The organism is uncultured Victivallis sp., assembly GCA_944389935.1.
Lineage (GTDB): Bacteria > Verrucomicrobiota > Lentisphaeria > Victivallales > Victivallaceae > Victivallis.
In genome coordinates this window covers 1-17,293 of record CALXOE010000032.1, presented here as the reverse complement: position 1 = coordinate 17,293, position 17,293 = coordinate 1, and the positions used below count along the sequence as shown (strand labels likewise).

Genomic DNA, 17,293 nt, shown 5'->3' with positions numbered 1-17,293 from the left:
GACCGGGGTTGTCAGAGCAGGCGGCGGGCGGCATGCGCGCGCCGGCGATATTCGGCCGGCGTGCAGCTGTATTGATTGCGGAACAGATGATAGAACCGGCTCAGGCTCTGGATGTTCAGACGATAGGCGAGTTCTGCGATCGACTCGTCCGAATCGGCCAGCATCCGGGCCGCATAGTTGATCCGCAGTTCGTTGACGAACTCGGTCGGAGTGCGCCCGAGGTGTTTGCGGAAGATCTTGCAGAGATACTCCGGCGTGTAGCCGGAGAGCTGCTGCATGCGTTTGAGTCCCGGGATGAAATTCACCGGAGTCCGCATTTTTTCGCAGAGACTTTCGAGCCATTCCGGAGCGTCGGCCCCTCCGGCGGATTCGCGCGGCAGGAAGAAGCGGGTGAACAGGTTGGCGAGCAGCACCTTGAACCGGATCTTGCGAACCGCGGGCGAAATTCCCTGTGCATTCAGACTCAACAGTTCGAGCGAGAGTTCGTTCATGCGGCTCTCCGGCAGCTGGAAAACGGGCGGGAGGACACTCTCAGTGTAACCGTGCAGAAATGCGTCGTCCTCGAGATAACGGCTGATCGTCACGAAGAACTCCAGATGAAAGGAGAGCAGCAGCAATTCGCACCCGGGCGCTCCGGGGGCAGGAAGAAAGCCGTGCCGGTCGTTCGGCCGCACAAAGACGATGCTGTTCGGTTCGAGGAGCTGTTTTTCTCCGTTGACGCGGTGCACGATCGTTCCCGACAGCAGGAAGATCAGCTCGCCGAACTCGTGCGAATGTTCGACCGTCCCCCCCGAGGGGAGGGAGTGGTAGTGCAGATTGCCGCCGCTCGGAATGGAGGATTGCCGCCGCCCCGCGTTCCAGCTGATCGCGTGAAACGACACCTCCGCCCCGACTGCCGGATTGATGAAGTTGTCCAGTTCCAGTGTGATTGGTTCCATGCAGATTAATATAGAGCAAAAAAATGCAAAAGAAAAGAAGATTTTTCCGGAAAAACGGGTAAAATATATAGAAAAGAACGGATGGTGACAGGAGGTCGCGATGTACCATGACATGAAACGTTTTTTCCGGGAGATTCTCGCGTCGCCGCAGCGGCGTGCGATTCCGATCATGACCACGCCCGGAATCGAATTGACCGGCGCGAAACCGGCGGAGGTGTTCCGGAGCGGGGAGCTCCAGTTCCGCTGCATTGAGGCGCTGGCGGGTGCGGTGCATGCCGATGCGCTCGTGACGTTCATGGATCTTTCGGTCGAGGCTGAGGCGTTCGGTGCGCCGGTGCGCTATTCCGAGTATGAGAATCCGACCGTCAGCGAAAGCATCGCTTCGACGGCGGAAACCATCGGGAGTATGGCGGTGCCGGAGGTCGGCGCGAAGCGGACCGCCGAGACGCTGCGCTGTGCGGAACTCTGCGCGGCAAAGCTCGATCGGCCCGTATTCGGCGGCATGATCGGGCCGTTTTCGCTGGCCGGACGGCTTGCGGATATGACTGAAATCATGATCCTTGCGGCGGTGGAGGAGGCGGCAGCCGCTGCGCTGCTCGAAAAGGCGACTGCTTTCCTCGTGGAGTATGCGAAAGCGATCCGCGCGACCGGGGTGAACGGCATCCTGATCGCCGAACCGGCGGCGGGATTGCTTTCTCCGGATATGTGTCAGCGGGTTGCGGCGGATTACTTGAAACGGATCGTCGATGCGGTGCAGGGGGATGATTTCCCGGTGGTGATTCACAACTGCGGGAACGCCGCCGGCCGCCAGATCAAGGAGCTGCTCTCGACCGGTTGCGCCGCGCTGCATCTGGGCAATGCGGTTTCGCTGCCGGAACTGCTGCCGCAGATGCCGCCGGAAGTTCCGCTGATGGGGAACATCGATCCGGTCGGGGTGTTGAAAGACGGCTCCCCGGAAGAGGTTTATGCAAAGACCTCCGAGCTGCTGCGTGCGACTGCTCCGTGGCCGAATTTCGTACTCTCTTCCGGCTGCGACGTGCCGCCGGGCGTGAAGATGGAGAATATCCGCGCGTTCTTCCGCGCACTCGAAGATTACAACCAATCCGTCAAGTAACAAGGAGAACCGGATCATGACAGATTTTGAAGCGTTGCGCACTGCCGTCATCAAAGGGAAACGCAACGACGTGACTGCGATTGTTCAGGAGGCGATCAACCGCGGAGAGGATATCAACTCTCTGCTCGACAAGGGAATGATTCCGGCGATGCGTGAGATCGGCGACAAGTTCTCCCGCAACGAGGCGTATGTTCCGGAACTGCTGATTGCGGCACGGGCGATGCAGGCGGGACTCGCACTGATCGAACCGCTGATCGCCGCTTCCGGTCGGAAATCGCCGGGTAAAATCGCGATCGGAACCGTGAAAGGCGATCTGCACGACATCGGCAAAAACCTCGTTGCGATCATGCTCAAGGGGGCGGGTTACGATGTGATCGATCTCGGCGTGAACTGCGATATCGCGAAATATGAGGAGGGGGTCAGACAGGGCGCGACGATTGTCGGATGCAGCTCGCTGCTGACCACCACCATGCCGTACATGAAAGATGTCGTCGCCCACTTCAAGGAGAAGGGCGTGAAGGTCATCATCGGCGGCGCCCCGGTCACGCAGGCTTACGCCGACGAGATCGGGGCGGACGGATACAGCGAGGATGCGAACGGTGCAGTCAAACTCGTCGATTCCCTCGTGAAAACCGCGTGAGGCCGCGATGGAGCCGTTGTGCGGAAAAGAGCGAATCTTCCGGCTGCTGAAGGTTCCGGTACTTTCCGGAGACCGGGTCGGAAACAGGGAGGAATATAAATGCGTCTGATTCTTCAGCCGGCTGGGGATCAACGGAATCTCGCGAAGCTGCTGGCTGCCGCAGGGTGTCCGCTGGATCTGCGCTGCGGCGGTAACGGCACTTGCGGCCGCTGCCGGGTGAAGCTCTGCTCCGGCGAGTGGGAGGTGGACGGCAGACCGCTATCCGTACCCGCCGAAGCCAACGCCTGCCGCACCCGGCTGGTCAGCCCCCGGGGAGAAGTTGACGTGCCGGAGCGCTCAATGGCGGCGACACGGGGGCAGGTTGCAACCGCCTGGCGCGGGCTGCCGTTGCCGGACAGCGATGAAACAGTCATCGCAATCGATCTCGGAACCACCACCGTCGCGGCCGCAAAACTCCATGGCCGGGAGATCGTCCGCGAGGCGAGTTGTTTCAATTCCCAGAGCCGTTTCGGGGATAACGTCATCACCCGGATCAACCACGCGGGCAGTTCGCCGGAGGCGCTCGGCGAGTTGCGCCGGGCGGCGGCGGACTCCATCAATGAACTGCTCATCCAGCTCGATCCGTCCGACGCTGTGCGGATCGCGGTGGCGGGCAACACGGTGATGAGCTGCCTCTTTCATGGAATCGATCCGTCGTCGATCGGCGTCATGCCGTTCACGCCGCCGTGCCGGGTTTTTCCGGTCCGGAGTGCGGCGGAACTCGGGTTGCGCGCGGGGGAGATTCCGGTGCTGACGGTACCGGCGATCGCCGGATATGTCGGCGGCGATCTGACCGCCGGACTGTTCGAGACCCGTCTGAAGCCCGGTGAACTCCTCGTCGACATCGGCACGAACTGCGAAATCATCCTGCGGTCGGAGAAGGGCTTCTTCTGCACCGCCGCGGCGGCGGGACCGGCTTTCGAGGGGGCGGGGATCCACTGTGGTTGCCGGGCGGTACCCGGCGCGGTCGACCACTATTTCGGAAACGGCTCTTTCTCGGTGATCGGGCAGGGGGTCGCCCCGGTCGGGCTGTGCGGTTCGGCGATGATCGACTTTCTCGCGGTCGAGCGCAGGCTCGGGCATCTGAATGAGTTCGGGCGCATTCAGCCGCCGGCGGATTCGTTCGAGGTGGCTCCCGGCGTTTCGATCAACGAATGGGAGATCGAACAGCTTCTCAAGGCGAAAGCCGCGGTCTGCGCCGGAATCCAGACGCTTTCCCGCCATTGCGGCATTGCGGTCCGGAAGATTTATCTTGCCGGAGGATTCGCCCGGTATCTCGATTTGGGCAATGCGGTCGGCTGCGGCCTGCTGCCGGGAGGGTGCGAGCTCGAGGCGGTCGGCAACACGAGCCTCGGCGGGGCGGCCCGTCTGGCGCTCGATCCCGGCGTGGCGGCTGAACTGGAGAATTTGATCGATCTGCCCCGGGAGATTCCGCTGAATCTGCTGCCGGAGTTTGAGGATAACTATATCGACGGACTGCTGCTGCCATGAAGTTCAAGTTATTTTCCTGCAATGTCTTCAAACGTGAACTCGAGTATTTGATTCCGCGTTCGGAACAGATTCTCGAGATCGAGTTCCTGGAACTTGGCGAACACGCGCATCCGCGCGAACTGCGCCGGAAACTTCAGGAGAGGATCGACGCGGTTGAGGGCGTTGACGCCATTCTGCTCGGCTACGGGCTCTGCGGAACGGCGACGGCAGGGATCACGGCCCGCCATGTGCCGCTGGTTCTGCCGCGCAGCCATGACTGCTGCGGAATCCTGCTCGGGAGCCGGAAGCGGTTTGAAGAGCTCTTTTCGGCGATGCCGAGTTCCCCGTTCGGTTCGGTCGGTTTCGTGGAACACGGCGACTACTATTTTTCGGACGGTGAGATGCTGTTCGGGGATGGTTACGACGCGCTGGTCGAACAGTACGGCGAAGAAGATGCCCGGTACATCTGGGAGGCGATGCATCCGAAACTCGATGGGGTGCTCATGCCGATCACGTTCATCTCAACCCCGGAGATCCCCTGCGAAGAGGCGAAAGCGCGTTGTCGCGCGAAAGCCGTGGAGGAGGGGAGGGAATTCCGCGAGGTCAGCGGCGATCTGAGGCTGCTGCGACTGCTCGTCGACGGCGAATGGCCGGAAGAGGAGTTCCTGATCGTCCGTCCCGGGGAGACGATTGCGCAGGTCGGCGACTGGGACCGGATATTGAAAGTATTACCGTCCCGTTGACCGGCGGACCAGCCGCCGCGTTCCCGCCGGGCCGGATTCTAGGCGAATTCGAGACACCGTTTGCGGAAGTGCAGATAATCCCGCCAGTTCACTTCGGCCGGGACGCCGTGATCGCAGGTGGGCCAGTAGCCGCCTCGTTTGAACATGACCGGAAAGATCCGGTCGACCTCGCGGTCGATCGCCTCCGGGCCCGCCGCGAGAATCCGCTTGTCGAATCCCCCCGTGAGCACTATGTCCGGATACTCCCTGCCGATGGCGACCACATCGGATCCGGAAGCCACTTCAAACGGCGAAAAGACGTTGCAGCCGATTCCGGAGATATAGAGATCCATGATGCTGCGGCAGTCGCCATCGGTGTCGAGCTGAATGTAAAGATCGCGGTGATCCGGCTGCCGCTGCCGGATGTTGGTCAGCAGCTGCTGGTAATAGGGGAAAAGAAACTCGCGGATCATATCCGGCGAGATCAGCGGGCCGTGGTTGTAACAGATGTCCTCCCCGAAGAACACCTCGTCGATCGTGACGAATTCCTGGTGCAGGGCGGTGACTGCGTCGGCCAGTTCAAACCAGCTTTTCATGCAGTCGTGGATGAGTTCCGGCATGTCGTAGAACGCATAGAGCAGCGCTTCCGGGCCGAGGAGACTGCGCAGGTACATGTAGCCGCCGATGATGTTCTGGCAGACCAGTGATCCGTTTTTTTCGCGCGCGTCCCTGACGGCGCCGGCCTCGGCTTTGCGGGCTGCGATGCGTTCCGGGAGATCGAAGCGCAATCGCGGCTTGACATTCTCCTGCCACGACCGCATGTCGGTGACGGGGTGCGACACATATTCCGGCATGAATCCCTGACGGCGTCCCTTGAAGTAAAGCACGCCGCGCCCGGCCCGGTCCTGGACGATCTCGGTCTCGCCGCGGTCCTCGAGCACTCGTTCGGGGAACTCCGGTTCAAATGCCGGTTCCGTCCAGCCCAGACCGCGCAAATCGGCTTTCCCGGAGGGTTCGTAGGAGAAGAGTTCCGCTTCGCTTCCCTCCGGCAGCCCGTCTTTCCGCCAGGCGTCGATGCACATCCAGAGGCCGAAATCGCGCTGGATGAAACCGCTTTCCGGTACTCTCCGATAGGTGTTCCAGATTTTTTCGGCCGCTTCCCGCGGCGTTGCGGCAAAACTCATGACAGACTCCTTCCCCGCCAGATCTTTCGTGTTCAGGAAATATATCGCCAATGCGGAGTTTTGCAATCCTTTCCGATGGGAAAAAACAGGATTCCTCTTCCGTCGTAATATCGAAAAATGCTTTTTTTTTCGACGCGCTATTGACAAATAAGGCAAAGTTTGGTATAATTATAGTGCAATACCTCGTGATATTAACTTTTTCTCAGCTCAAATGAAACGGTTGATCCGGGGGAAAAACGAGATTTTCAATACCACGTGATATTAAACAGGGAAGCGATGATTTCACCGAGGCGTAAAATTACGGTGCGGATGGTGGCGGAGGCCGCGGGAGTCTCTCGTACGGCGGTTTATGCGGTTTTGAACCGGGACGCGAAGAACAATATCGGGCTGCGTCCCGACACGCGCCGGAAGATCGAAAAAGCCATTGAAGAGCTCGGCTACATTCCGAACAACTCCGCGCGCACGCTGGTTTCGGGGCGCAGCAACAACATCGGGATTCTGCTGAACACCTCGAATGTTCTCTTCAGCCGCGTGATCGGCGACCTGCTGGCGGAGCGTTGCGTTGAAAACGGTTACATGCCGCTCCTGGAGTTCTACAACTTCAATCTCGATCTCGAGCGACGCAAACTCGAGATGCTTTTTTCGCGCGGGATCGACGGGCTTTTCGCGATTACCGGCGGCGACCGGAATCTCGATGTCTATAAACGGCTGACCGGGCTTCACCTGCCGCTGGTCATGCTCGGGCACAATACGCCTGGAGTGCCGAATATCTCCCGGGTGGGCGTAACGGAAGAGAAAATCGCCGCGACACTGGTGGAGTTCCTGCGCTGCAATCAAGTGGAAAGCGTTTCGTATCTGACGTTTGCGGAGATGGTCAGCAATCCGATTTCGATCCGGGAGCAGTGTATCTTCCGCGGGCTGGAGGAGGCGGGAATCCGGCTGGAGAGCCGTCACTCGGTCTCTTGCCACCGGGAGACGGTCACCGAGATCCGGTCACTGCTCGCAAACCGGAGGCGTCCCGGTGCGCTCTGCTGTTTTACCGACGAACTGGCGAACTCAGCAGTGACTGCGCTCATGGAGTGCGGCAGCGGCGTTGAAGAGCTGCCGGTGATCGGTGTGGACGGTCTCGACATGCCGTTCAACGCGCTGCCGCTCACTTCGGTCCGCAATCCCGTGGAGGACATCGTCTTTTCCGGATGGCAGCTCTTTGAGAATGCGTTGCTGCATGGTAAATATGCGTCTGTGGAATTGGCATCTCACATGGTTTTACGCGACACGACTCCGGGTTTTCGACTCCCGGAGCGGTAGTTTTTTTTAACAGCCTGTTAATATCACGTGATATTATTGAAAGGAGAACGGAAGATGTGGAAAACGGTATGTCTGTTCTGCGCCGCGGCGACGACGCTGGTCGGGGCGGAAACGCGGCTTTTCGAGGCTGAGAAAGTGGTTGTGGAAAGTGGAAAACTCAACCGCGACCGGCTGGCCTCCGACGTCTGGGACATCTGGACGACCGACCCGATGGGAAAACGCTGGTCGGAGGGAACGGTTTTGCGGATCGGCGGCCCGCGGGCGGATCGCGCACCGGAGAGTCCGGCATCTGCGATGCTGACACTGCGTCTCCCGCTGGAAGATGGAGTCTACCGGATTTCAGCGACGGGCGGTCGGACGTTCGGAATCTCGGCCGATGGCGGAAAAACGTTTGCCCGGATCGATGCGCGCGGCGTGGTGGCTGAACGGGTTGAAGTGCGCGGCGGAACGTTGGAACTGAAACTGGCGAACTGCTATGCCGAGGCGAATCCGAACAATTACGGGGTGGTCTACGTCGACCGCATCGTTGCCGAGCGGCTCGGAAATCTGCCGAAAGCAATGCCGAAAGCTGTTCTGAAACCGGGCGTTCCGCAGCGATTTGAAGCTGAGGATTACGTCGTCGAACAGGAAAAACTCGGCTCAAACAAGCTTTCTTCGACCGCCTGGGATGTTTGGAACGAAGATCGCAAGGGAGCGTGGTCGGGAGATCAGGTTCTGCGGATCGGTGGACCTCGCACCGACCGGAAGCCGCTCGATCCGGCATCGCAGGTCCTTACCATCCGCATTCCGGTCGAGAACGGCGCGTATCGGATTTCGGCCAACGGCGGGCGGACGTTCGGTATCTCGCTCGACGGAAAGAATTTCAAGCGTGTTTCCGCCAGAGGAGTCATCGCGGAGCGGTTCGAGGTGAAGAACGGCGTTCTCGAACTGAAACTCTCGAACTGTTATGCGGAGAAAGATCCCGCAAAATACGGGGCGGTCTATCTCGATTACGTGACGCTGGAACGGTTGAAAGAGGGGAACGCCGGGAAAAAAATCGTCCCGATTCCGCCGCCGCCGGTGAAGTATCCCGATCCCGGTGTGAGCTGGCTCAAAGACGACGGCAGCAGCCGTCGGCTCGAAGCCGAGGATTGTGTCGTGAACCGCGAACTTCTGACAGTAGACGTTCCGGAGCGCGGCAAATGGGAACTCTGGTCAAAAGATGTGAATGCCTCCCGCTGGTCGGGTCGCAAGGTGCTGCGCGGTTCCGCCTGTGAGACGGACCGCTCCGCAACCGATCCGGAGTCGGCCATGCTGAAGTTCCGTATTCCAGTCGAAAAAGGGGTCAAGTACACGGTCGAGTGCACGGGCGGGCGCAGCTACGGCATTTCCCCGGACGGGAAGAATTTTCGGAAGTTCTCCGACAAGGCGACAATTTTCGAGGGGGTCTCATCCGATACCGGTTTCCTCGAATTTTATGCTGCGAACTGCTTTCGGCACGATGCCGGGGTCGGGGCGGCGTACCTGGATTTTTTTCAGGTCATGCGCGAACGCGAGCCGGGGAATCCTCCGCCGGTTCAGGGATGGGCGAAAGAACCCGTCCGGGAAAATCTCGATCGGGGAGTGATCGCAATTCCCGGCGGGGAGGGTGGTGGTGCCTATGTCTCCTGGCGGCTGCTCAAGGAGGATCCCGCCGACATCGGCTTCGATGTGTTTCGCATTCGCGACGGCCGCGAGACCCGGTTGAACGGAAAGCCGATTATCCAGACCTGCGATTTCACCGATCCGGAGGCACAACCCGGCGATCGTTACGCGGTACGTCCTGCCGCCGGATTCTCCGGCAAGGCCGGTGAGAGTGCGCTTCTCAAGCAGAATTTCATCCAGTTCAAGCTCTCCGACCCGAAAGCGACCGTCATGCGTGTGGGCGTCGGCGACCTCGATGGAGACGGCTCTTATGATTACGTTTTCAAGACGCCCGATGCAAACATCGACCCATGGGATGCCTACTGGTATCCCACTCCGGAACCTTACCGGCTTGAAGCATTCCGCGCCGACGGTACCCCGCTCTGGACAAAGAGCCTTGGCTGGGCGATTGAGCGCGGCGTCTGGTATTCGCCTTTCATCGTCTATGACTTCAACGGCGACGGCCGGGCGGAGGTGGCGCTCAAGATGGGGGAGGGCGATCCGCGCGACAAGGTCGGGCGCGTATACACCGGACCGGAATATCTTGTCATTCTCGAGGGTGCGACGGGCCGGGAGATCGCCCGCGCACCGTGGCCGTCGCGCGACGGGTTTGAAAGCTACAATCTCGCCTGCCGCAATCAGCTCACCATGGCTTATCTTGACGGAAAAACTCCGTGTGTCGTGGCGCTGCGCGGCACCTACGGACTCATGAAAGTCGAAGCGTGGCAGCTTCGGGATGGCAAACTTGAGAACGTCTGGAAGTTCGATAACGACGGTTTTGCGAAAAAATACCGCGGGCAGGGCGCGCACGCCACGATCGTCGCCGATCTTGATGAGGACGGCAGAGATGAAATCCTCCTCGGCAGCATGGCGCTCGATGATAACGGCGGTGTGCTCTGGTCAACCGGCATGGGACACAACGACTACATGTACCTCTCCGACATTATGCCGGAAAATCCCGGTCTCGAGGTAGCCTACATCTATGAGACTCCGCAGCAGAAGAACGGTGTCTGTGTCGCCGACGCGAAAACCGGTCGGATTCTCTGGGGACTCGATGAACAGACCTGGCACGTCAACGACGGTTATGCGATCGATCTGGATCCGACGCTGCCGGGGATGGAGGTTATGGGGCTGGACTTCGACGGGCGCGGTCCATCGAAAGATCGTCGCTGGCTCTTCACAGGGTCGGGGCGGCTGCTGAACCGCGGCGCCTCAGTCGGCCCGATGAAGCGGGGGATCTACTGGGACGCGGACCTCGAGAAGGAGGAGTGCACAGGCATGATTCGCGACTTCGGTGGCGGCCCAGTCGGCGGCATGTTTGCGGGGAATTGGGTCACAACTGCCGATCTTTTCGGCGACTGGCGTGAAGAGGTGATCGTTTCGATGCCTGGTGAGGCCAGAATTTACACTACTGCAATTCCGGCCATGGACCGCCGTCCGGCGCTTGTACAGGAGCACTCCTATCGCACCGGCGTGTTGAACAATGCGCAGGGGTATCCCTGCGATGCGTGTCTGCCGTATCTGCCGACGCAGGAGTCGGATAATTTCAGTTTGATTTTCCGCCAGGGTGATGAACCGTATCTGCAGGTGACGGTCACTGCTTCGCGCCGGGGGGCGCTTGCAGGGAAAGTGAAGCTTTCAGCCCCTGCCGGGGTGACGCTTACGCCCTCCGAGTGGGAAGTCAACCTCGCTCCCGGCGACAGTTCTGTGACACGGGTGACCGCCTCGGGCAAGGTGAAAGACGGGCTTTTGATCCGCGGTGAATTGATGGAAAAGGGCGACCGAGGCCGGATACTGCGCGGACAGGTCCCGCTCTGCATGCAGAAAAAGCGCGTTCTTGCTCCGGGCGTGATCCGGATTCCCGCCGCGAAGTTCTCCTCTGAAAAGGGGGGCGAAGTCAAAATCGAAATGGGCCGCTCGCTGGCAAAGGATGGCTGCATGCTCGGCTGGGACAACCACGGCCATGCGCTGAGCTGGACGTTCCGGATTCCGGAAGCGGGGAAATACCGTCTGCTCATGCTGCGCGCCAGTTCCCGGCTGGCGGAGCGGAAGCTGACGGTCGCGGGCCGGGATTGCGGAACGTTTCTCTTTGCGCCGACCGGCGGTTTCGGTCATTCGCCGGAGGAGTGGGTTCTCGACGGTTTTGCACGCGGAGAAGAGGAGCTGATTTTCGATCTCCCCGCCGGAGAAGTTACTGTTACCATGGAAAATACCAATGCGGGGTCCATGAATCTCGCTTACCTTTATCTGGAACCGGTCAAATAATAAGGGAGGAATCCGAAGATGAAAAAACGCTTTTTTACTTTGATAGAGCTCCTCGTGGTGATTGCGATCATCGCGATTCTTGCATCGATGCTGCTTCCGGCATTGAATCAGGCCCGGGCCCGGGCGCGGACGAGCAACTGCGTCAATAATCAGAAGCAGATCACCCTCGCGCTCGGAATGTATGCGGTGGACTACCGGTTTTATCCCTCCAGTCGGTACAATGCCGCCGATACATCGATCCGTACCAAAGAGGGCTACTGGGGATATCTGCTCTGCAAAAACAGCAGCTATCTGCCGGAGCCGGTCATGGATCGGAAGACGTTGATCATGTGCGACTCCTATCAACCAGATGATTTCGAGGGCTATCATCAGACTTACGGACTCTGGGATGCAACGGGATATTATCAGCTCGGGGCGCAGGATTTGACTTCCGATGGCGCCAACAGCGTCTTTCTCGATCCTGCGAGATTGGAGGGCAGCCGGATCATTCTGGCGGACAGCACCCGGAACGGATATCATGAGAGCAGTCTGCAAAGTTCCACTTTGAGCGGTAACAATATCCCGAACTCCAGCAGTTGGGGGAAGCTCGGCACGACGGCTTCCCAGCGCAGCATCCACATGCGACACAACGGCAACACCCGGGCGGTCGCTGGACGCAATGACGGCGGAGTCGAAGTGATTTCAATTCAAGACATCGCAAAGGGAGCCGTGTACAATTACGTGTTTCATGATTAAGGGCTTCCGGAGACGATGGAAATGGCTTCTATGAACGAATCCGCTTCCGGGAAGCGGGTCTGGCGTGTCGGCACGCTCTCCTACACGGCGGGGGGATTGTTTCTGCTTGGAATCTATCTGCTGGGAGGAGATTTTCCATGGGCGCTGAAAGATCGTGCGGTATCGCCCTCGGCCACGCTGCTGATCAAGCAGATCGGGGTGTCGGAACTGGTTTATGGACTTGTCATCATCGGCTTTCCGAATTTCACGAATCTCTTTCTTTCTCCGGCGGTCAGTTATCTGTCCGACCGTCACCGGGGGAGGTGGGGGCGGCGGATTCCGTTTCTGATGTTCACGACGCCTTTCATTGTGCTGGGGCTTTATCTGCTCGGATTTTCCAGAATTCTCGGCAGCTGGCTGCACGGGGTTCTTCCGGCGGTCTCGGAACATGCGGGGATGCTGCTCTTTTTCTGCATAGCGTGGGTGATGCTCGATTTCGGGACCACGTTGTCGGGATCGCTTTTCGGGGCACTGGTCAACGATGTGGTTCCGCAGGAGTTGATCGGGCGGTTTTTCGGATTGTTCCGCATGGTCAGTCTCGGTGCGGGTATTCTCTACAACGGCTGGTTGATTGAGCGTGTGAGGACTCACACTTCGGAGATTTTTCTCGGAATCGGGACACTTTATCTGCTCGGGCTTCTGCTGCTCTGCTTCAAGGTGAAAGAGGGGGAGTATCCGCCTCCACCCGAGGAGGAGAGTTCCGCTCCCGGAAAGGGCGGGCCGGTTTTGGTCCGGGTCATGCGTTCGGCGGTCACATATCTGCGGCAGAGCTTTTCGATGGGTTACTATCGCTGGTACATGTCGGCGATCGCTCTCGGATCGATCACCTTTATGCCGATCAACTTTTTTTCAATCCAGTATGCTGAAAAACTCGGGATCGACATGGGCATGTATGGCCTTTATCTGGTGATCACTTATGTCGCCTCTCTGATCCTGAGCTATCCGCTTGGGGCGATTGCGGACCGTTTTCATCCGGTTCGCTGCGGAATCGCCTCCATGGCGGCATATCTGGCGGTGATGATCGCGGGGTGGGGGCTCTTATCGGATGTGCGCTGGTTCGGCGTCATCTTTGTGCTGCACGGAGTTATTTCCGGTTGTTTTTTCACTTTGACTGCATCGATGCCGTCGCGACTGGTGCCGCGGGAGTTGTTCGCCCAATTCGGTTCAGCGGCCGGGTTGATCCTCTCATTCTGTTCGATGGTGATGGGGCCGCTGCTGGGGGGCGCGCTTGATTTGCTTGCGCACGATTATCGTTCGTTGTTTCCGGTGGGGGCGTTTCTCGCATTCCTCTCCATTCTGGTATTTCTGAAAGTTTTCCGGAACTACATGAAATGCGGAGGAGACGCCGCCTATCAGCCGCCGATGCCGCGATGAACCGCCACGGCATTCCGCTGCGGCGGGAATGAGGCGGAGGCGGAGACGCTGACGCGCCCCCGCCTCCCATGAACCCTGCGGGGATGGATTCCGATCACTTCCCCTGCATCATCGCTTCGATGTCGGAGGCCGGGTCCGCGAGGGTGACCGGCTTGATCCCGAAGTTCTCGACCAGAACTTTTGCCACTCCGGGCGAGAGGAACGCCGGGAGCGTCGGCCCGAGCCGGATTCCCTTGAATCCAAGCGCCAGCAAGGCGAGCAGAACCGCCACCGCCTTCTGCTCGTACCAGGCGATGTCGAACGAGAGCGGAAGTTTGTTCACGTCGTCGAGGCCGAACGCCTCTTTGAGCTTCAACGCGATGACCGCAAGACTGTAGCAGTCGTTGCACTGTCCCGCATCCAGCACGCGCGGAATCCCGCCGATGTCGCCGAGATTGAGCTTGTTGTAACGGTACTTCGCACAGCCCGCGGTCAGGATGACCGTGTCTTTCGGCAGCTGTTCCGCGACCTGCGTGAAATATTCGCGCGTCTTGTGCCGACCGTCGCATCCGGCCATGACCACGAAACGGCGGATCGCTCCGGATTTCACCGCTTCAACCACCTTGTCTGCCAGCGCGAGCACCTGATTGCGGGCGAATCCGCAAGTAACGACTCCGTCCTCGAGCGGCTCCGGCGGCGGGCACTGTTTCGCGAGGGCGATGATCGCCGAGAAATCTTTCGGCTTGCCCGGTGTCCGGTCGGCGATGTGCGGCACGCCCGGATAGCCCGCCATGCCGGTGGTGAAGATCCGGTCGCGGTAGCTCGCCTGAACCGGCGTGATGCAGTTGGTCGTCATCAGAATCGGCCCGTTGAACGCGGCGAATTCGACGTTCTGGCGATGCCAGGCGCTGCCGTAATTTCCATAGAGGTGCGGATACTTCTTCAACTCCGGGTAGGCATGGGCCGGGAGCATTTCGCTGTGGGTGTAGATGTCGATTCCGGAGTCGGCGCTCTGTTCGAGCAGTTCCGCCAGATCGCGCAGGTCATGCCCGGAAATGAGGATGCCCGGCCGCTTGCCGACTCCGGTCTTCACCTGCGTGATCTCCGGATTCCCGTAAGTGGTGGTGTTGGCTTCGTCCAGCAGCGCCATGGTTTTTACCGCGACGGAGCCGCACTCGAGCACGAGAGCGGTGAGCTCTTCCGCGGAGAGTTCCCGGGTGGTCGCCACGAGCGCCTTGAAGACGAATTCATAGATCGCGTCATCCTCTTTGCCGAGCATTGCGGCGTGGTCGGCGTATGCGGCGATTCCCTTGAGCCCGTACGTGAGCAGCTCCCGCAGGGAACGAATGTCCTCGTTTGCGCAGGAGAGCACGCCGAGCGGTGCCTGCGCGGCGGTCGGACCGGTCAGTTCTTTCGCCCGTTCCAGCTGCGCCGCGATCCGTGCCTCGTCGAAGTTCGCATTCGTGATTGTCATGAAAAGCGACTGCACGACGAACAAGCCGAGTTCCCGATCCGGCTTCCGGGTCAGCGCCAGCAGTTTCAGCTGCCGGAGCAGCTCATCCATCCGGTTTGCGGTTTCAGCCTTTTTTCCGCAGGCGCCCGCAGCGGTGCAGCCGGTGTTCCCCAACGCCTCCTGACACTGAAAACAGAACATGCTCATGATCTCCTCCTCTTAACTTCAGGTTATTGGATTTCGCCGTCGATTCCGACGGTTTTCACGTTGATTTCGAGGCTCTTTCCAGCCATTTCCAGCGCCTTGCGCACGATTTCGACCGTTCCGCCGCAGCAGGGCACTTCCATGCGCGCTACCGTCACGGAACGGATTGTGTGCCGCCGGAAGATCTCCGCAAGTTTCTCCACATATCCATCGACGTCGCTGTCGAGTTTCGGGCAGAGGATGATCAGAATCTTCCCGTCGAGCAGATCCCGGTGGAACGAACCGTACGCATGGGCGACGCAGTCGGCCGAAACAAGCAGATCGGCATCGTCGAAATACTCCGCCGCCGGATTCAGAAGTTTCAGCTGAACCGGCCACTGGCGCAGTGCCGAAGCGCCTCCTGCAGGCTTCCCCGCCGGTTTTGCCGCCAGTTTCTTCGCCAGCATCCCGGGGCAGCCGCCGTGCGGATGTCCCGCCGGAGCCGCGGGCTCCGGTACCGCGATTCCGCGCTCTTTCAGGCAGGCGATCGCAATTTCGAGAAGCTTGAACTCGCCGTGGCTCCGCAGGTGTTCCAGATGGGCTTTGATCGTGCCGGCGCCCTGCCGGATGATTCCCTCCATGACCCGCCGCTCATCATACGGTTCCGCCTCCCGCTCGACGACGCGGATCGCCCCCAGCGGACACTCCCCGATGCACGCCCCGAGTCCGTCGCAGAAGAGGTCGCTCACGAGCCGCGCCTTGCCGTCGATCAGCTGCAGCGCTCCCTCCGGACAGTTCGGAATACATTTCCCGCAGCCGTTGCACTTCTTCTCATCGATCTCTATGATTTTCCGTTTCATCGCTCTTCTCCTTTTTTGATGTTAGTGATCTATAACTAACAATATAATCCGGCTGATCGGGAAGTCAAGTTTTTTTTCAGGTGAAGCAGTAAAAAAAGTCATTTTGCACGCCCGGTTTGCGGATCAGGACGGAGGATCTGTTTCAATGCGGCGATGAGTTCATCGCCTTTGGTTGCGAGGTCGAAAGCGCCGCCGGACATCCCCCACTGCTTGATCAGCAGCCGGACGGGTCCGAATACGAGGCGGAAGAGCGTGTCGCTCTGGATTTCCGGACGGATTTCGCCGCAAGACTGCGCTTCCTGAAAGTGGCGCTCGAGAGCCGCCTTGTGGCGGTGCATCATTGCCAGCATCTGCCCGGAAAACTCTTCCTCTCCCATAAAAAGCTCCTCGGCAAAGAGCACCCGCGCCAGTGCCGGTCGAGCCGCAACCTGACGGAAACGATTGCGGATGAATGCCTCAACTGCTTCAAATCCATGTTGTCCCGGTTCGGATGGCGCGACCTCTTCATCGAAACCGGCAATCATGGTTTTCACGACTTCGGACTTGCTTTTGAAATGACGGTAGATGGCCGGCTCCGTGATGCCGAGGGCTTCTGCCAGGTGCTTGACCGTCAGATTCTGAATTCCACCAGCGGCAATCAATTCGAGGGCCGCATCGATGATTTCAATTTGCCGTTTCGTCAACTTCATCGTCTTCTCCGTTAGTGATACTTTACTAACAATATAGTGATCATTCGGGGAAAATCAAGGTTATTCTTGGAAAATCGCGGGAAGAGCTGAAAAAAAACGGTTTTTTTTACACAACAGTGCAAGAATAATGGGATAATCGGTGTATTAGTTAATGAAAATTCTGTTTTGAGCCCTCGCCAACGTGGGCGCGACAGACGTTATGGCGAAAAAAAGAGAGTGTCGATACCGGTTTTTATTTGCATTCGGCAGAATCTGAAGTAAATTAGGGATAATCCCGAAAATACGGAGGAAGAAACTAATGTAAATAAGCTGTAATGATGGCGGCCGGGAATCGGCATCCTCGCCTGAACTGCCACTTCACCATGACGTTGACGGAAAGATATCGTGCGGGTACGTCTCTCTGCGTAGCCGCCGGAATATGTTTCCTTGTCGTAGTTGCGTTGGCGAGGGCACTTTTGTTTTTTTGAGAGCAGGGAGTCGACGGAATCCGATCGGGAAGGGGATTTGTTGCGGAAACAGAGGAAATGAAACGGAAAATGATGATAGAAAGAGTGATCGGCGGACAGGGAACTGCCGGGCTCACGACCAATCTGCATGCAGACGGCAGCCCGGTCTGGCTCGACAGTTCGGCTGTCTCGG

Annotated in this window: 13 protein-coding genes; 8 read left to right on the top strand and 5 right to left on the bottom strand. The window is 59.0% G+C overall.

The genetic code is table 11. The features are described 5' to 3' along the window. Positions 1-11: 11 nt before the first annotated feature. Entirely contained in the window at positions 12-938 is a 927-nt protein-coding gene (locus Q0J85_RS10275; protein WP_294481115.1) for an AraC family transcriptional regulator, read from the bottom strand. A 100-nt stretch (positions 939-1,038) separates the two neighbouring features. Here Q0J85_RS10275 and Q0J85_RS10270 point away from each other — a divergent pair, with 100 nt between their 5' ends. The 4 genes from Q0J85_RS10270 to Q0J85_RS10255 all read left to right on the top strand — a co-directional run bounded on the left by Q0J85_RS10270 (position 1,039) and on the right by Q0J85_RS10255 (position 4,944). Next, positions 1,039-2,052, top strand: a complete 1,014-nt coding sequence (locus Q0J85_RS10270; protein ID WP_294481111.1) for a uroporphyrinogen decarboxylase family protein — start codon at positions 1,039-1,041, stop codon at positions 2,050-2,052. 16 nt (positions 2,053-2,068) lie between these two features. After that, complete coding sequence (locus Q0J85_RS10265) at positions 2,069-2,692, top strand: corrinoid protein (RefSeq protein ID WP_294481107.1); 624 nt, start codon at positions 2,069-2,071, stop codon at positions 2,690-2,692. Between the two features lie 99 nt (positions 2,693-2,791). Beyond that, positions 2,792-4,222, top strand: coding sequence for an ASKHA domain-containing protein (locus tag Q0J85_RS10260; RefSeq protein WP_294481104.1), 1,431 nt, complete (start codon positions 2,792-2,794; stop codon positions 4,220-4,222). After that, positions 4,219-4,944: a DUF1638 domain-containing protein gene (locus Q0J85_RS10255; protein ID WP_294481101.1), complete on the top strand. Its 726-nt coding sequence runs from the start codon at positions 4,219-4,221 to the stop codon at positions 4,942-4,944. The genes Q0J85_RS10260 and Q0J85_RS10255 overlap by 4 nt, the downstream gene beginning before the upstream one ends. Before the next feature lie 38 nt (positions 4,945-4,982). Here Q0J85_RS10255 and Q0J85_RS10250 read toward each other — a convergent pair whose 3' ends face one another. Next, on the bottom strand, positions 4,983-6,107 hold the full coding sequence (locus Q0J85_RS10250; RefSeq protein WP_294481099.1) for a uroporphyrinogen decarboxylase family protein: 1,125 nt from the start codon (positions 6,105-6,107) through the stop codon (positions 4,983-4,985). A 276-nt stretch (positions 6,108-6,383) separates the two neighbouring features. Here Q0J85_RS10250 and Q0J85_RS10245 point away from each other — a divergent pair, with 276 nt between their 5' ends. From Q0J85_RS10245 to Q0J85_RS10230, 4 genes are read left to right on the top strand one after another with little or no spacing between them, the layout of a single operon-like run. Further along, a complete protein-coding gene (locus Q0J85_RS10245) occupies positions 6,384-7,415 on the top strand; it encodes a LacI family DNA-binding transcriptional regulator (RefSeq protein WP_294481096.1) in 1,032 nt (343 codons plus the stop codon). A gap of 54 nt (positions 7,416-7,469) precedes the next feature. Beyond that, positions 7,470-11,342, top strand: a complete 3,873-nt coding sequence (locus Q0J85_RS10240) for a hypothetical protein (protein ID WP_294481092.1) — start codon at positions 7,470-7,472, stop codon at positions 11,340-11,342. Positions 11,343-11,360: 18 nt separating this feature from the next. Beyond that, positions 11,361-12,077 (top strand): type II secretion system protein, encoded by a 717-nt coding sequence (locus Q0J85_RS10235; protein WP_294481089.1) that lies wholly within the window; start codon positions 11,361-11,363, stop codon positions 12,075-12,077. 21 nt (positions 12,078-12,098) lie between these two features. Then, positions 12,099-13,490 carry an MFS transporter gene (locus Q0J85_RS10230; protein ID WP_294481085.1) on the top strand — a complete coding sequence of 464 codons (1,392 nt, stop codon included), beginning with the start codon at positions 12,099-12,101 and terminating at the stop codon, positions 13,488-13,490. A 94-nt stretch (positions 13,491-13,584) separates the two neighbouring features. Here the strand turns inward: Q0J85_RS10230 and hcp are convergent, their stop codons facing one another. The 3 genes from hcp to Q0J85_RS10215 form a co-directional block, all read right to left on the bottom strand. After that, positions 13,585-15,123 (bottom strand): hydroxylamine reductase, encoded by a 1,539-nt coding sequence (gene hcp / locus Q0J85_RS10225; protein WP_367274633.1) that lies wholly within the window; start codon positions 15,121-15,123, stop codon positions 13,585-13,587. Between the two features lie 29 nt (positions 15,124-15,152). After that, positions 15,153-15,965 (bottom strand): 4Fe-4S binding protein, encoded by an 813-nt coding sequence (locus Q0J85_RS10220; protein WP_294481080.1) that lies wholly within the window; start codon positions 15,963-15,965, stop codon positions 15,153-15,155. A gap of 98 nt (positions 15,966-16,063) precedes the next feature. Continuing rightward, on the bottom strand, positions 16,064-16,654 hold the full coding sequence (locus Q0J85_RS10215) for a TetR/AcrR family transcriptional regulator (RefSeq protein ID WP_294481078.1): 591 nt from the start codon (positions 16,652-16,654) through the stop codon (positions 16,064-16,066). Between the last annotated feature and the right edge of the window lie 639 nt (positions 16,655-17,293).

What these genes read in the sequence shown, in the direction of transcription:
- Q0J85_RS10275 (WP_294481115.1), bottom strand. Translation starts at nt 938, where the DNA reads ATGGAACCAATCACACTGGAACTGGACAACTTCATCAATCCGGCAGTC.
- Q0J85_RS10270 (WP_294481111.1), top strand. Translation starts at nt 1,039, where the DNA reads ATGTACCATGACATGAAACGTTTTTTCCGGGAGATTCTCGCGTCGCCG.
- Q0J85_RS10265 (WP_294481107.1), top strand. Translation starts at nt 2,069, where the DNA reads ATGACAGATTTTGAAGCGTTGCGCACTGCCGTCATCAAAGGGAAACGC.
- Q0J85_RS10260 (WP_294481104.1), top strand. Translation starts at nt 2,792, where the DNA reads ATGCGTCTGATTCTTCAGCCGGCTGGGGATCAACGGAATCTCGCGAAG.
- Q0J85_RS10255 (WP_294481101.1), top strand. Translation starts at nt 4,219, where the DNA reads ATGAAGTTCAAGTTATTTTCCTGCAATGTCTTCAAACGTGAACTCGAG.
- Q0J85_RS10250 (WP_294481099.1), bottom strand. Translation starts at nt 6,107, where the DNA reads ATGAGTTTTGCCGCAACGCCGCGGGAAGCGGCCGAAAAAATCTGGAAC.
- Q0J85_RS10245 (WP_294481096.1), top strand. Translation starts at nt 6,384, where the DNA reads ATGATTTCACCGAGGCGTAAAATTACGGTGCGGATGGTGGCGGAGGCC.
- Q0J85_RS10240 (WP_294481092.1), top strand. Translation starts at nt 7,470, where the DNA reads ATGTGGAAAACGGTATGTCTGTTCTGCGCCGCGGCGACGACGCTGGTC.
- Q0J85_RS10235 (WP_294481089.1), top strand. Translation starts at nt 11,361, where the DNA reads ATGAAAAAACGCTTTTTTACTTTGATAGAGCTCCTCGTGGTGATTGCG.
- Q0J85_RS10230 (WP_294481085.1), top strand. Translation starts at nt 12,099, where the DNA reads ATGGCTTCTATGAACGAATCCGCTTCCGGGAAGCGGGTCTGGCGTGTC.
- hcp (WP_367274633.1), bottom strand. Translation starts at nt 15,123, where the DNA reads ATGTTCTGTTTTCAGTGTCAGGAGGCGTTGGGGAACACCGGCTGCACC.
- Q0J85_RS10220 (WP_294481080.1), bottom strand. Translation starts at nt 15,965, where the DNA reads ATGAAACGGAAAATCATAGAGATCGATGAGAAGAAGTGCAACGGCTGC.
- Q0J85_RS10215 (WP_294481078.1), bottom strand. Translation starts at nt 16,654, where the DNA reads ATGAAGTTGACGAAACGGCAAATTGAAATCATCGATGCGGCCCTCGAA.